General features: G+C 71.9%; 11 protein-coding genes. 6 read left to right on the top strand and 5 right to left on the bottom strand.

Annotated features, from left to right (window positions below):
* Positions 1-11 precede the first annotated feature (11 nt).
* The 3 genes from QQZ13_RS14365 to QQZ13_RS14355 form a co-directional block, all read right to left on the bottom strand.
* Entirely contained in the window at positions 12-764 is a 753-nt protein-coding gene (locus QQZ13_RS14365) for a class I SAM-dependent methyltransferase (RefSeq protein ID WP_284530088.1), read from the bottom strand.
* A 41-nt stretch (positions 765-805) separates the two neighbouring features.
* Positions 806-2119 (bottom strand): isochorismate synthase MenF, encoded by a 1314-nt coding sequence (locus tag QQZ13_RS14360; RefSeq protein WP_284530087.1) that lies wholly within the window; start codon positions 2117-2119, stop codon positions 806-808.
* A gap of 157 nt (positions 2120-2276) precedes the next feature.
* Positions 2277-3626, bottom strand: coding sequence for an HNH endonuclease signature motif containing protein (locus QQZ13_RS14355; RefSeq protein ID WP_284530086.1), 1350 nt, complete (start codon positions 3624-3626; stop codon positions 2277-2279).
* A 162-nt stretch (positions 3627-3788) separates the two neighbouring features.
* Between QQZ13_RS14355 and ubiE the strand changes: the two genes are divergently transcribed.
* The 4 genes from ubiE to QQZ13_RS14335 all read left to right on the top strand — a co-directional run bounded on the left by ubiE (position 3789) and on the right by QQZ13_RS14335 (position 8217).
* Complete coding sequence (gene ubiE / locus QQZ13_RS14350; RefSeq protein WP_284530084.1) at positions 3789-4508, top strand: bifunctional demethylmenaquinone methyltransferase/2-methoxy-6-polyprenyl-1,4-benzoquinol methylase UbiE; 720 nt, start codon at positions 3789-3791, stop codon at positions 4506-4508.
* A gap of 94 nt (positions 4509-4602) precedes the next feature.
* The gene (locus tag QQZ13_RS14345) at positions 4603-5664 is read left to right on the top strand and encodes a polyprenyl synthetase family protein (protein ID WP_284530082.1); all 1062 of its coding nucleotides are present in this window, start codon (positions 4603-4605) and stop codon (positions 5662-5664) included.
* A 103-nt stretch (positions 5665-5767) separates the two neighbouring features.
* Positions 5768-7141 carry an FAD-dependent oxidoreductase gene (locus tag QQZ13_RS14340; protein ID WP_284530080.1) on the top strand — a complete coding sequence of 458 codons (1374 nt, stop codon included), beginning with the start codon at positions 5768-5770 and terminating at the stop codon, positions 7139-7141.
* Between the two features lie 83 nt (positions 7142-7224).
* Entirely contained in the window at positions 7225-8217 is a 993-nt protein-coding gene (locus QQZ13_RS14335; protein WP_284530078.1) for an alpha/beta hydrolase, read from the top strand.
* On the opposite strand, the gene QQZ13_RS14330 is transcribed toward QQZ13_RS14335, so the two are convergent.
* Positions 8204-10396, bottom strand: a complete 2193-nt coding sequence (locus QQZ13_RS14330) for an FG-GAP-like repeat-containing protein (protein WP_284530076.1) — start codon at positions 10394-10396, stop codon at positions 8204-8206. The genes QQZ13_RS14335 and QQZ13_RS14330 overlap by 14 nt on opposite strands.
* Before the next feature lie 128 nt (positions 10397-10524).
* Complete coding sequence (locus QQZ13_RS14325) at positions 10525-11013, bottom strand: YajQ family cyclic di-GMP-binding protein (protein WP_284530074.1); 489 nt, start codon at positions 11011-11013, stop codon at positions 10525-10527.
* A gap of 134 nt (positions 11014-11147) precedes the next feature.
* Here QQZ13_RS14325 and QQZ13_RS14320 point away from each other — a divergent pair, with 134 nt between their 5' ends.
* A complete protein-coding gene (locus QQZ13_RS14320; protein ID WP_284530072.1) occupies positions 11148-12269 on the top strand; it encodes a LacI family DNA-binding transcriptional regulator in 1122 nt (373 codons plus the stop codon).
* 9 nt (positions 12270-12278) lie between these two features.
* Positions 12279-13571, top strand: coding sequence for an extracellular solute-binding protein (locus QQZ13_RS14315; RefSeq protein WP_284530070.1), 1293 nt, complete (start codon positions 12279-12281; stop codon positions 13569-13571).
* Positions 13572-13577: the final 6 nt, after the last annotated feature.

Here is a 13577-nt window from a genome sequence, read left to right as displayed (position 1 = left end):
GGGCTGCGGCGCTACACCGTGCCGCGGGCAGTCCAGGCGACGGCCTCGACCCGGAACGGGCCGTCGCCGAGCGAGGCGTGACAGCGTCGCCGGACCTCTTCGACCGCGGCGGCGTCGAGTCCATCGAGCCGGCCCGCGGCGGAGCCGACCCCGAGCAGGTGGAGATCCCACCACTCGTCGAACGATTCGTAGGCCGCCGACGCCGACAGCTCGCCGCCGACCACGTCGCGGCATCCCGCTTCGGTCAGCAGCAGCTTGAGGTGTCCGCGCCGGGTGCCGGGTCTGCCGTCACGGGCGGAGGCTCCGGAGACCTCGCGCGCCGCCCGCAGGAACACCGACTGCGGCGCGCGATCGTTCTCGAAGTCCCAGACGCACGCCGCGACGGTGCCGCCGGGTCGTGTGACGCGCACCATCTCGCGGATGCCGGCGGGGGCATCGGTGAGGAAGTGGACCGCGAGCTCGCTGAGCGCGGCGTCGAAGGAGTTCACGGGGAACGGGAGCGCCTCGGCGGTGCCGACCACCGCTGCGACATCGGGCAACCGCTCGCGGAGGGCGGCGATGAAGTCCTCGGACGGGTCGATCGCGGTGACCCGGCGCGGGGTGTTCCGCGCCGCCATGACGGCCGTCAGGGCACCGGGCCCGCTTCCGACGTCGAGCACCCGCGCCCACGGATCCAGGGCGACCCAGTCGGCGAACGCCACGGCGAGAGGCGCGGAGAAACGCCCCATGAACTCGTCGTAGGCCGTCACGCCCGGGAACGACATGGCGCGGAGTCTACGCCCGGGCGTTCCTGCGCGGCAGGGGGTCAGGCGAGAGCATCGACGATGGGCCGGAACTTCACGCGCGTCTCCAGCATCTCCGCCTCGGGATCGCTGCCCGCCACGATGCCGGCGCCGGCATACGCGGTCAGCGGGACCGTCGCGGGCGACGAGGCAGCCAGGTGGAACTGGGCGCAGCGCAGCGCGATCGCCCATTCGCCGTCGCCGTCGGCGTCGATCCAGCCGACCGGGCCGGCGTAGCGTCCACGATCGAACGGCTCGAGGCGCGCGATGATCCCGATCGCCGCAGGCGTCGGCGTGCCGGCGACGGCCGCCGTCGGATGGAGGGCCGAGACGAGGTCGAGCGCGGAGGCGTGCCCGGCGAGCGTCCCCTCGACGTCGGTGGCGAGGTGCCAGACGTTGGGCAGCTTCAGCATGAACGGCTGCTCCTCCGACACGAGCGCGGAAGTGTGCGGCCGGAGGGCGCCGAGCACGCTCTGGACGGCGAACTGATGCTCGTCGAGGTCCTTGGTGCTCGTGGCGAGCGCCACCGACGCGGCGGTGTCGGCGTCGGCGTCGGCTCCGCGCGCGGCCGTGCCGGCCAGCACCCGCGCGGTCACGGTGCCGCCCGAGACGGTGACGAGGGTCTCGGGGCTCGCGCCGATGAGGCCGTCGATCGCGTAGGTCCAGGTGTCGGGGTACGACGATGCGAGCGCCCGCACGAGGCGGCGGAGGTCGGCCCCGGCAGGCACGGTGCCGGCGAGGTCGCGGGCGAGCACCACCTTGGCGACCTCGCCCGCGGCGATCGCATCGAGTCCGGCCCGGACGGCGTCCTGGTAGCCGTCGGGAGTCAGCGCGCCGGGACCGAGGGTCGCGGACCAGTGCGGTCCGTACGGCTTCGGCTTCGGTGCCGTCAGCTCGGTCGCCTCCGTCGGCTCCGTCGGTGCCGTCGTCGACGTCGTCGACGCGAGGTCGGGGACGTCGGCGGGGGAGGTGTGCGTGAGCCAGGTGCGGCCGCCGCGTCGTCCCACCACCAGGCGCGGCACGGTGAGAACCGCGTCGGAGGAGGAGCGCGCGTCGAACGGCAGCGCGCCGAACGCGACCATGCCCGTGCCCGGAAGGTTCACGGCGTCGTCGACCTCGGCGGTCTCCGTGACCTGCCGCCACCATCGCGCCACGTCGCCGGGGGACCCCGATCCGCGGAACGTGGCGGCGGGGCCGCCCGTGCCGATCAGGATGTCGCCGCGACGCGACCAGACGATCGGATCCGCCGCGTCCGCGAGCTCGAGCACGTCGTCGATGGCGTCGATCTCGCGGGTCACCGACCGCAGCCGGGGGCTGTCGTCGGGCGAGGAACTCACATCGTCAGCCTAATCCGGTCGCCGGGCGGCCCGGCGCGCGTCGGACCGGGCAGGAGCGCGCACGGATCACGGACGTGCCGGGCTGATCGCGGGGCGCGCGGCGGATCCCGGCGAGGCGTGCAGCGCGCACGGGGTGTTGTGCCGCGCCGACGTCTGCTCAGAACGGTGCGGGGAACTCGTCGATCACGCCGCCCCTGTCCGGCCCGACGTCGGGCATGAACACCAGGGTGCGCGCCGGCCGGTCGGGGTAGTGCCTGCCGGTGGGGCTGGTCCAGTGCAGGATCCCGTCGGGGGTCTGTCTCACCCGCCAGGCGGAGTGGTGCTTCAGGGTGTGGTGCCGTCGGCACAGGTGCGCGAGGTTGCCGAGCTCGGTGGGGCCGTCGTGCTCCCGGGCGGTCGTGTGGTCGATGTCGCAGCGACGCACCGGGATCCGGCACCCCGGGAACCGGCAGTGCTCGTCCCGCACCCGCAGCGCCCGCTTCAGCTGATCGGACGGCCGGTACCGGTCCACCGCGAGCACCGTCCCGGTGACGGGGTGGGTGAGGACCCGGTCCCATCCCGACGCGGTGCCCGCCAGCCGCAGCGCCGTAGCTGTGTCGATGGGGGCGCGGCCGGTCAGCTCCGCCGGGGTGGTGTCGTGCCCGAGCGCGGTCATCGCCGGCAGCGTGACCTGCACGTGCGCGACGATCGCCTCCCCTTCAGGGGTCGACGCGTTCGACACCTCGGGCGTCGCGTGGCCGGTCAGCAGCAGGTCGGCGAACACGTCGGCGCGGACCTCATCGACGCCGCGGGTGTCGTGCACGGTGGGCTCATCCAGCAACATCGCTTCGACGGCCGCATCGCCACCTGCACCTGCACCACCGCGCGCGTCGATCGCCCGCCGGGCGTACCGGTCGAGGCGGTCGCGGATCCCGTGCGCCAGGTGCGCCGGGAGCGTCGCGATCAGCTCCGCCATGCCGTCGTCGAGGTCCCGCACCCACACGCCCCGTCCCCTCGCCGCCGCGGCGTGCCGCTCGGCCAGCGGCAGCGGGTGCAGTCGCGCCGCGAGGACTCGCACCGCCGGCCGCAGCCTGCCGGGCGTCTCCCGCCGGGCCACCTCGACCGCGGCCTCCTCGAACACGGCGCGGGCGTCGTGGTCGTCGATCGGCAGTCCCGCCTCGACGATCACCCGCACATGCGCCCCCGAGACCTCGCCGGCCGCCAAAGCGGCCCACGTTCCGGGGAACCGCTCCGTCAGCACCACCGCGTCCGACAGCTGCCGCTGCACCGTCCGATCCGACACTCGCAGCGCGACGCCGAGCTGCGCCGCCATCGACCGCAGCGGCACATCCCGCACCTCCGACGGTCCCGGCACGTCCTCCTGCGCCCGCACCACTTCCACCGCTCGCGCCAGCACCGCGGCCTCGCGGGCCTGCAGCGCCGCCATCCCGCGCCGGATCTCGACGAGCTCATCCACCACCGCCTCCACGCCGAACGTCGCCGGGCGGAGCAGAGCGGTGTTCGTCATGCCCCCATCCTTCCCGGAGGCACCGACACCGACAGCGACAAAGCCCCGGTCAGGGCCGCTTCCTGTGGACAACGGCGCCGGCACCCCATCTGGGGAGGAAACGCCACCGCTCCGCATCGCCGCCGAGGACGGCGCGCGTCCCCCGCGACGTAGGATCGAACGGTGACCGAACAGCCGCATCGCGCCGACCTCGGCAAGGACCCTGCCCGCGTGAGCGGGATGTTCGACGAGGTCGCCCCGGCGTACGACCGCAGCAACACGATCCTGAGCCTCGGCAACGACCGGCTGTGGCGCGTGGCGACGACGCGGGCAATCGCTCCCAAGGCCGGTCAGCGCATCCTCGACCTCGCGGCCGGCACCGGCGCGAGCTCGGTGGCGCTGGCCCGCAGCGGGGCCGAGGTCGTGGCGGCCGACTTCTCGCCGGGCATGCTCGCCGAGGGCCGCCGCCGGCACGGGGGGATCCACAACCTCTCCTTCGTCGAGGCCGACGCCACCGCGCTGCCCTTCGCCGACGACGAGTTCGACACCGTCACCATCTCCTTCGGCCTGCGCAACGTCAACGAGCCGCGCACCGCCCTGGCCGAGCTGCTCCGCGTGACCGCGCCCGGAGGCCGCCTGGTCATCTGCGAGTTCTCGCAGCCGCCGTCGCAGGTCTTCGGGGCGCTCTACCGGTTCTACAACGATCGTGTGCTGCCCGCGGTGGCGCGCACGGTGAGCTCGAACGCGGCGGCCTACGACTACCTGAACGAATCGATCAAGGACTGGCCCGACCAGCCGACGCTCGCCGGCTGGATCCGGGAGGCCGGATGGGAGGACGTCGCATACCGCAACCTCTCGTTCGGCATCGTCGCCCTCCACCGCGCCCGCAAGCCGAGCAGCTGACGCCGGCCTCGCGCGCCCGGCGTCCGCCGAAGCCCCAGCCGTCTCACGGCTGAGGACGGAACCGGCCCGGACCGGTCCCCGGTAGGCTGGGAGGGTGACCCCGAGCCCCACCGCGCCCGGCTCGCAGCTGACGAGCCACCTCGGCATGACCGAGCGCATCTTCGCGGGACCCAAGATGCGCCGCCTCGCCGCGGCCGTCGAGGACGGGCTCGCGCGGGTCGAGGAGAAGCTCGCCGCAGAGCTGCAGGTCGGCGATGCGCTGGCCGACGTCACCAGCCGCTACCTGTACGAGGCGGGAGGCAAACGGCTCCGCCCGATGCTCTCGATGCTCACGGCGCAGCTCGGCGAGGGCGCCACCGACTACGTGATCGCCGGCGCCACCGCGCTGGAGATGACCCACCTCGGCTCGCTCTACCACGACGACGTCATGGACGGTGCGGATGTCCGCCGGGGTGTGCCGAGCGCGCACGCGGTGTGGGGCAACAACATCGCGATCCTCACGGGCGACCTGCTCTTCTCGCGCGCCAGCCAGCTGATGGCGCAGATCGGCGAGCGGGCGATCCGCCTGCAGGCCGACACGTTCGAGCGGCTCGTGCTCGGTCAGATGCACGAGACGGTGGGAGCGCAGGCCGGCGACGACCCCGTCGAGTTCTACCTGCAGGTGCTGGCCGACAAGACCGGCTCCCTCATCGCCGCCGCCGGGCAGGCGGGCGTGCTCTTCTCCGATGCGCCGTCGGAGTACGCGACCCCGGTGCTCGAGTTCGGCGAGCGGGTCGGCATCGCCTTCCAGCTCCTCGACGACGTCATCGACCTCTCGGCCGATCCCGACGAGACCGGCAAGGTGCCCGGGACCGACCTGCGCGCAGGGGTGCCGACCATGCCCTACCTGCTCCTCGGCCGCAGCTCCGACCCGTCGTCGAAGGCGCTGAAGGCGGCCATCGACGACGGCGTGGCCCGCATCGCCGACGGCGCGGATCCCGTGCTGCTGGACGACGACCTGGCGCGGCTGCGGGAGCACCCCGCGACCGAGGCCACCCGGGAGCTGGCCGCCGAGTGGTCGCGACGCGCCGTGTCCGCCATCGAACCGCTCCCGCCCGGTCCCGTGCGCGAGGCGCTCACGCGCTTCGCGCGGGTCATGGTGGACCGCTCCCACTGACGGTCCTCCGACGCACCGGCAGCAGCCCGGGACCCGCACGAAATCGCCGGGACGCGGAGACCTCCGACACGCTCAACGACCGGATCCTCCGGAAAGGAACACCATGACCAAGCTCAGGCTGGCCATCGTCGGCGCGGGACCTGCGGGCATCTACGCCGCGGACATCCTCCTGAAGGCCGAGCGCAAGTTCGACGTCTCGATCGACCTGTTCGACCAGCTGCCGGCGCCGTACGGTCTCGTCCGCTACGGCGTCGCGCCGGATCACCCCCGCATCAAGGGGATCATCACGGCGCTCCGCGACGTGCTCGACCGCGGCGACATCCGGATCTTCGGCAACGTCCGGTTCGGCGAGGACCTCGTGCTCGACGACCTCCAGAAGCACTACCACGCCGTCATCTTCGCCACCGGCGCGATCAAGGACGCCGCGCTCGACATCCCCGGCATCGACGCCGTGGGGTCGTACGGCGCCGCGGACTTCGTCAGCTGGTACGACGGCCACCCGGACTTCCCGCGCGAGTGGCCGCTGGATGCGAGCTCGGTGGCGGTGCTCGGCAATGGCAACGTCGCGCTCGACGTCGCCCGCGTGCTGGCCAAGCACGCCGAGGACCTGCTCGTCACCGAGATCCCCGAGAACGTGCAGCGCGGCCTCGAGGCGTCGCAGGTCACCGACGTGCACGTGTTCGGCCGTCGCGGCCCCGCCCAGGTCAAGTTCACCCCGCTGGAGCTGCGCGAGCTCGGCGAGCTGCGCGACGTCGACATGGTCGTGTACGACGAGGACTTCGACTATGACGACGCGAGCCGCGCGGCGATCGCCAGCAACAAGCAGGTCATGGTGATCGACCGGGTGCTGCAGTCGTGGCGTCAGCGCCCCAGCGCGAACAACGCCGGCGGCGAGGCGAGCCGTCGCCTCCACCTGCACTTCTACGCGAAGCCGATCGAGATCAAGACCGACGACACCGGACGTGCCGCCGCCATCGTGTACGAGCGCACCCGCCCGGACGGGCAGGGCGGCGTCGAGGGCACCGGCGAGCTGCGCGAGATCCCCGTGCAGCAGGTGTACCGCGCCGTGGGCTACTTCGGCTCGCCGCTGGCGGGGGTGCCGTTCGACAAGCGCCACGGGGTCATCCCCAACCACGAGGGCCAGGTGCTCCGCAAGGACTCCAACGAGCGGGTGCCGGGCGTCTACGCGACCGGCTGGATCAAGCGCGGCCCGGTGGGGCTCATCGGGCACACCAAGTCCGACGCGATGGAGACCATCCGTCACCTGATCAACGACCAGGGATCGTGGTGGAACCCCGAGGACCCGTCCGACGAGGCGATCCCGGCGCTGCTGGCCGAGCGCGGGGTGCGGTGGACCGACCTCGACGGGTGGCACCGGCTCGACGAGCACGAGGTCGCCCTCGGCGCACCGCAGGAGCGCGCCCGCATCAAGGTCGTCGACCGCGACGAGATGGTGCGGGTCTCGCGCGGCGAGTGACCGCCGGGCCGGGCCACCGGCGGGGGTTCTCACGCGGTGCGCGCACCCCGCGGCGGCACGGATCCCGCGGCTAGGCTGACGGCATGGCTGACGACTGGGTCCCCGATGTGCTGGGGGAGCCGTTCCGGCAGCGCACTCTGCCGCTGGGCTCCGACGCCGAGGGCGAGATCGTCGCGACGCTCGTGCGGAGCCTGCCGTCCGGCTGGGACGCGCTGACCGGCCCGCTGCGGGACGTCGACGTGCTCTACGTCCACGGCTGGTCGGACTACTTCTTCCAGACCGGCCTCGCCCGGTTCTGGAACGAGCGCGGCGCCCGCTTCTACGCGCTCGACCTGCGGAAGTACGGGCGGAGCCTCCGTCCGGGGCAGACGCCGGGCTACATCGCCTCGCTGTCGGACTACGACGCCGACATCGGCGCGGCGGTCGACGCGATCCGCGGGCCGCGTCCGCGCCGGCTCGTGCTGCTCGGGCACTCGACCGGAGGGCTCACGCTGAGTCTCTGGGCGGCGCGGCATCCCCGGACCGCATCCGCCCTCGTCCTGAACAGTCCCTGGCTGGAGCTGCAGCTCGGCTCCTTCGGGCGGCAGGCGATCGCGCCGCTCGTGCGCGCGGCCGCGCGCGTCGATCCGCTCGGACGCCATCCCGAGGTCGATCTCGGCTTCTACACGCGCGCGCAGCGCGAGCTCGGCACCCTTCCCGTCGGTCATGAGACCTGGCGCCCGGAGCGCGGGTTCCCCACGCATCCGGGCTGGCTGGCGGCGATCATCGCCGGTCATGCCACGGTCGCCTCCGGCATCGACGTCGGCTGCCCGACGCTCGTGCTCCTCTCCGGCGGATGGACCTCCCCGGTGCAGTGGGCGGAGGCCATGACCGCCACCGACTCGGTGCTCGACGTAGACGAGATCGCCCGTGCCGCGATGCGGATCGGGCAGCGCGTGACCGTGGCCCGCATCCCCGGCGCCATCCACGACGTGTTCCTGTCGGCGCCGGAGCCGCGGGACCGGGCCTACGACGCACTCGATCGCTGGCTTCTGCTGGGCGCGCTCAGCCGTCGCCCCCGCCTCAGCCCGCGCTGATGCCTCGAGGTTTGGTGCGGATGTGCCAGTCCCCGGAGGAGATGCCCCACCCGTAGTCGAGGCTCCAGTGCGCGGCCGCCCGGAACCGGCTCCCGTCGTTGAGTGCGACGTGCACGCCATGGCGGGCGAAGCCGACGATGTCGGCGCGTCCGTCGTTGTTCACATCGACCACGGCGCGCGGCATGAGCCCGAGCGTCCACTCGCGCGAACCGAAGTCGGTGGTCCAGCGCACGGCCTTAGCGAAGGAGGAGCCGGTGTTGCGGGCGACGTAGACGCCGTCCACGCGGAAGCCCACGATGTCGGGGCGCCCGTCGCCGGTGATGTCGGCGAGCGTGCGCGGGTCGCGGTTCACCCGCCAGCCGCCCGAGGATCCGCTCCCGAAGCTCGAGGTCCACTTCCGTGCCGTGGCGAAGCCCGAGCCGGTGTTCAGGGCGACGAACACGCCCTGCGGACCGAAGCCGACGATGTCGGGGCGCCCGTCGGCGTTCATGTCCTCCAGGTAGCGGGGCGTGGAGGCGGCGCTCCAGCCGCGGCTCGTGCCGAAGGCCGTCGTCCAGCGCGTCGGAGTGCTGAAGCCGTTGCCGGTGCTGAGCGCGACGTGCACGCCGCTGTCGCCGAACCCGACGATGTCGGCGCGGCGGTCCCCGTTGACGTCCATGACGTAGCGCACCTGCTGGGTGGTGTTCCATCCGCCCACCGACGCGTTGGAACCGAAGCCCCGCAGCCAGATCTTGCCCGCGCTGAACGACGAGCCGTTGTTGACCGCGACGGCGACGCCCGCCGCGGAGAAGCCGACGATCTCGGGGCGGCTGTCGCCGTTCACGTCCGCGAGCGTGCGCGGGTGCCGGGTCACGCTCCAGCCCGTCGATGTGCCGAACCCGTTCACCCACTTGCGGGGAGCGCCGAAGCCGCCGCTCCCGTTGCCGAGCGCGACGTAGACGCCGCTGCTGGAGAATCCCACGACGTCGGGCCTGCCGTCGCCGTTGGCATCCATGACCATGCGCGGGGTCTTGGACACCGTCCACGCCCCCGAGGTGAACGAGGAGAGCGCGCGCACGTCCGCGGCGAACCGATTGCCGCGGTTGTCCGAGACGAGCACGCCGGAGCTGCCGAAGCCGATGAGCTCGGGCCGCCCGTCGCTGTCGAGGTCGGTATCCCACGGGAGGATCTCGGTGCGGTCGTCGATCCCGTTGCCGTTGGCGTCGGGCAGGACGGCCTTGGGGCTCGACGGTCCCACGCGGCTGGACGCCGTCAGGCAGCAGGTCACGCCGCGCGATGTCAGCACCGTGCGCCCGGCGAAGTCCCGCCACACGCCGTTGTAGTAGCCGCTCGAGTCGCTGTAGAGGAACCGGTCGTACTGGATCCCCGTCACGGGGATGTACTGCCGCTTGCCGGAGGGCACGCTCACCGCGGTGTTGAGGATCGACAGGTGCACGTGAGCGCTGCTGCCGGGCGTGCCGCCGCAGGGGAGCGTCTGCCCGGCAAGCCCGAGGGAGGTGCCCGCCTCGACCCACTTGCCGATCAGCGAGGACTTCGCCTCCCGCAGGTGGTAGTACTCGGACATCCAGCCGCCGCCGTGGTCGATGCCCAGGAACCAGCCGTTCGCGCACGAGACGCGATAGACGCGGCCCGACGCGATGGCGAGCACGCGCTTGTCCGATGAGCTCAGCGGGGCGAAGTCGATCGCGCCGCGATGGATGCCGTCGCTGTCGGCGTGCGAACCGCTGATGCCCCAGCGCTTGCCCGGCGCGAACGGGAAGCGGAAGACGGGCTGAGGCCCGTACGAGGCGGCGAGCCGCGACTGCGTCGCCACCGTGCTCTCACCGGCCAGCGAGGGCAGCGATCCGTTGGGGAGCTCGCGGGTGAGGGGCATGGTGGGACCGTCGTGCTCGTGCTCGGCGTGCTCCGCGTCCTCGTCGTCGTGGCCGGCCTCGGTCTCCGTCGGTGAAGGGGACGGAGCCGGCGCGGGCGTGCTGTCCGGTCCCTCCGTCGGCACGGCGGAGGGGGTGGGGGTCGGAGAGGCGGCGGGATCGTCCGCTGACCCGGCGGCGTCCTCCGCGGACGCGTGGGGATCGTTCGCGGACGCGGTGGCCTCCGTCGTCGGTGCCGGGGCAGGGGTCGTCGTCTCGCCCTGTGCCGCCTGCGCGGGAAGGAGCGCGCAGACGAGCGCTCCGACCACACACCAACCGACGATTCTGCTGTTCGCTCTGCGCATCCGCCCTCTCCGGGGTCTCCCCAGACTGATTCCCCAGAGTATGTCGGCGTCCCGTCTGACGAGACGGGGTTGACCTGTTGCTGTCTTCCGCGCTAGCGGTAGTTCACGAACTGCAGATCGACGTCGAGGTCGGCCGCCTTCAGCAGGCGCTGCACCTCCTGGAGGTCATCCCTCGACTTGGACTGGACCCGCAGCTCGTCGCCCTGGATCTGCGACTTCACCGACTTCGGGCCCTCGTCGCGGATGATCTTCCCGATCTTCTTGGCGTTCTCCTGCGAGATGCCTTCCTTCAGCGTCGACGTGAGCCGGTACTCCTTGCCGCTGACGACGGGGTCTCCCGACTCCAGCGACTTCAGCGAGATGCCCCGCTTGATGAGCTTGGACTGGAACACGTCGAGCACGGCCTTCGCGCGGTCCTCGCTGTTCGCCTTGATGAGGATCGCCTCTCCGCTCCACTCGATCGACGCCCCGGTCCCCTTGAAGTCGTAGCGCTGCTCGATCTCCTTGCGGGCCTGGTTGAGCGCGTTGTCCGCCTCCTGGCGGTCGATCTTGGAGACGATGTCGAACGAAGAGTCAGCCATGCGCCGATTGTACCCGCGAGCTTCCTGGCCGGCGGGTGTTGACGAGGTGGCCGGGTGTGCTCTAGCATCCCGATAAATCGTTTTATCACCCGACTTCAGCACCGAAGTCGCAGCACGAGGATGTGAGGTGGGAAATGGGCCGGGCACGGATCTTCGACGTCGCCGCCGCCGCGGGCGTCTCGGTCACGACCGTCTCGCTCGTGCTCAACAACGCCCAGTCGCGCATCTCCGAGGACACCCGGCAGCGTGTGCGGGAGGCCGCCGACGCCGTGGGCTACTCGGCCAGCGCGGTCGCCCGGGGGCTTCGCACCCAGCGCACCCGGATCGTCGGCCTCATCTCCGATCAGATCGCGACGACCCCCTTCGCCGGCCGCATGCTCGCCGGGGCGCAGGACGCCGCCCGCGAGAACGCCCACATGGTGATGCTCGTCGACACCGGAGGCGACGCCGAGGTCGAAGCCGAGGCCGTGCGCGCGATGACCGCCCAGCAGGTCGACGCGGTGCTGTACGCGGCGATGTGGCACCGCGCCGCCACAGCGCCGGCAGGTCTTCCCGCCGGCACCGTGATGCTCGACTGCTATCCGGCGGCCGGCGGATTCCGCAGCGTCGTCCCCGACGACCGCGCGGGCGGAGAGGCCGCGGTACGCGAGCTGATCGCGGCCGGTCACACGCGCATCGCCTACCTCGACACGAGCGACCCCGAGCCGATCGCGTCGCGGCTGCGCCACGAGGGCTATCTCGCCGCCCTCGCCGAGGCCGGCATCGATGTCGACCCGGCCCTGCACGTGCGCGGCGAGACGTCGGCGCAGGGCGGGCGCGAGGCCGCCGACCGTCTGCTCGACCTTCCCGAGGCTCAGCGCCCGACCGGGATCTTCTGCTTCAACGACCGCATGGCGATCGGCGTCTACACCGCCGCCCATCGCCGCGGACTCGACATTCCGCGCGACCTCTCCGTCGTCGGCTACGACGACCAGCAGCTCGTCGCCGCGGAACTGGATCCACCTCTCACCACCATCGCCCTGCCCCACTACGAGATGGGTCGCTGGGCGATGGAGGTCGCGCTCGGCGTCCGCGCGGAGGGGGATGAGGACGCCCCGCACCGAATGGAGTGTCCCGTCATCCGGCGGGACTCGGTGGGCCCGCCGCCGGCGCAAGTCGCCAAACGAGACCGACGACGGGCTTCACACACAACCGAAGGGCCGCGCTCGGCGGCCCCCGATCAGGTGACCGACGTGGGCGTCGGGCACCAGGAATAGGAAACCACAATGACGCGCAGAACGTCGCCCCTCTTCGTCGCCGCGGGGCTGGTGACAGTCCTCGCACTGACCGGCTGCGGCCAGGCCGGCCAGGGGACCACCACCGGTGAGGACGGTCGCACCCAGCTGACGATGTGGACCCACTCGGCCGGCAACGCCGCCGAGCTCGAGGTCTACGAGCGGATCATCTCCGACTACAACGCCTCGCAGGACCAGTACGAGGTCGTGCACGAGTCGTTCCCGCAGGGGGCCTACAACGACGCGATCGTCGCCGCCGCCGCCTCGGGCGACCTCCCCTGCCTCCTCGACCTCGACGGTCCGATCATGCCGAACTGGGCGTGGGCGGAGTACCTGCAGCCGCTCGGCATCTCCAGCGAGACCACCGACAAGCTGCTGCCCACAGCCGTGGGCATGTGGGACGGCGAGATCTACTCGGCCGGCTACTGGGATGCCGCGCTGTCGATCTTCGCCCGCAAGTCGGTGCTCGACGAGAACGGCATCCGCATCCCGACCACCGACCAGCCCTGGACCGCGGACGAGTTCGACGCGGCACTGGCCACCCTCAAGGACGCCGGCTACGACACCCCGATCGACATCGGCGCCGAGGACACCGGCGAGTGGTGGCCGTACGCGTACTCCCCTTTCCTGCAGAGCTTCGGCGGCGACCTGATCGACCGCGACACCATGCTCTCGGCCGACGGTGCGCTCAACGGCGACGCCGCGGTCGCGTGGGGGACATGGTTCCAGAACCTGTTCGCCGAGGGCTACGCCAGCAACTCGGGAACCGTCGGCAACCAGGAGTTCGTCGACGACGAGGTCGCCCTCAGCTACACGGGAGTGTGGAACGCCCTCGCATCGGTCGAAGCGATCGGCGACGACCTGCTGATCCTCCCCCCGCCGGACCTCGGCACCGGGCCGAAGATCGGCGGCGGTTCGTGGCAGTGGGCCATCTCCTCCAGCTGCAACGACGCCGAGGGCGCGCGCGACTACCTGGAGTTCAGCTTCAACGACGAGTACATCACCGAGTTCGCCGACAAGCAGATCGTCATCCCCGCCACCGAGGAGGCCGCCCAGGCGTCCAAGTACTTCGGTGACGACGGCGTGCTGCGGCCCTTCGTGGAGCTCTCGCAGAAGTACGCGGTGCTGCGGCCCGAGACCCCCGCCTACGCGGTGATCTCGACCACCTTCGAGACCGCGGCCAAGAACATCATGAGCGGCGCCGATGTGAAGGGCACCCTCGACCAGGCCGTCGCCGACATCGACGCCAACATCGCGTCCAACGACGGGTACGGCTTCCAGTGATCGGTG

The organism is Microbacterium sp. T2.11-28 (genome assembly GCF_950097975.1).
In the GTDB taxonomy this organism is placed as follows: domain Bacteria; phylum Actinomycetota; class Actinomycetes; order Actinomycetales; family Microbacteriaceae; genus Microbacterium.
This window is presented reverse-complemented; position numbering and strand designations above follow the sequence as displayed.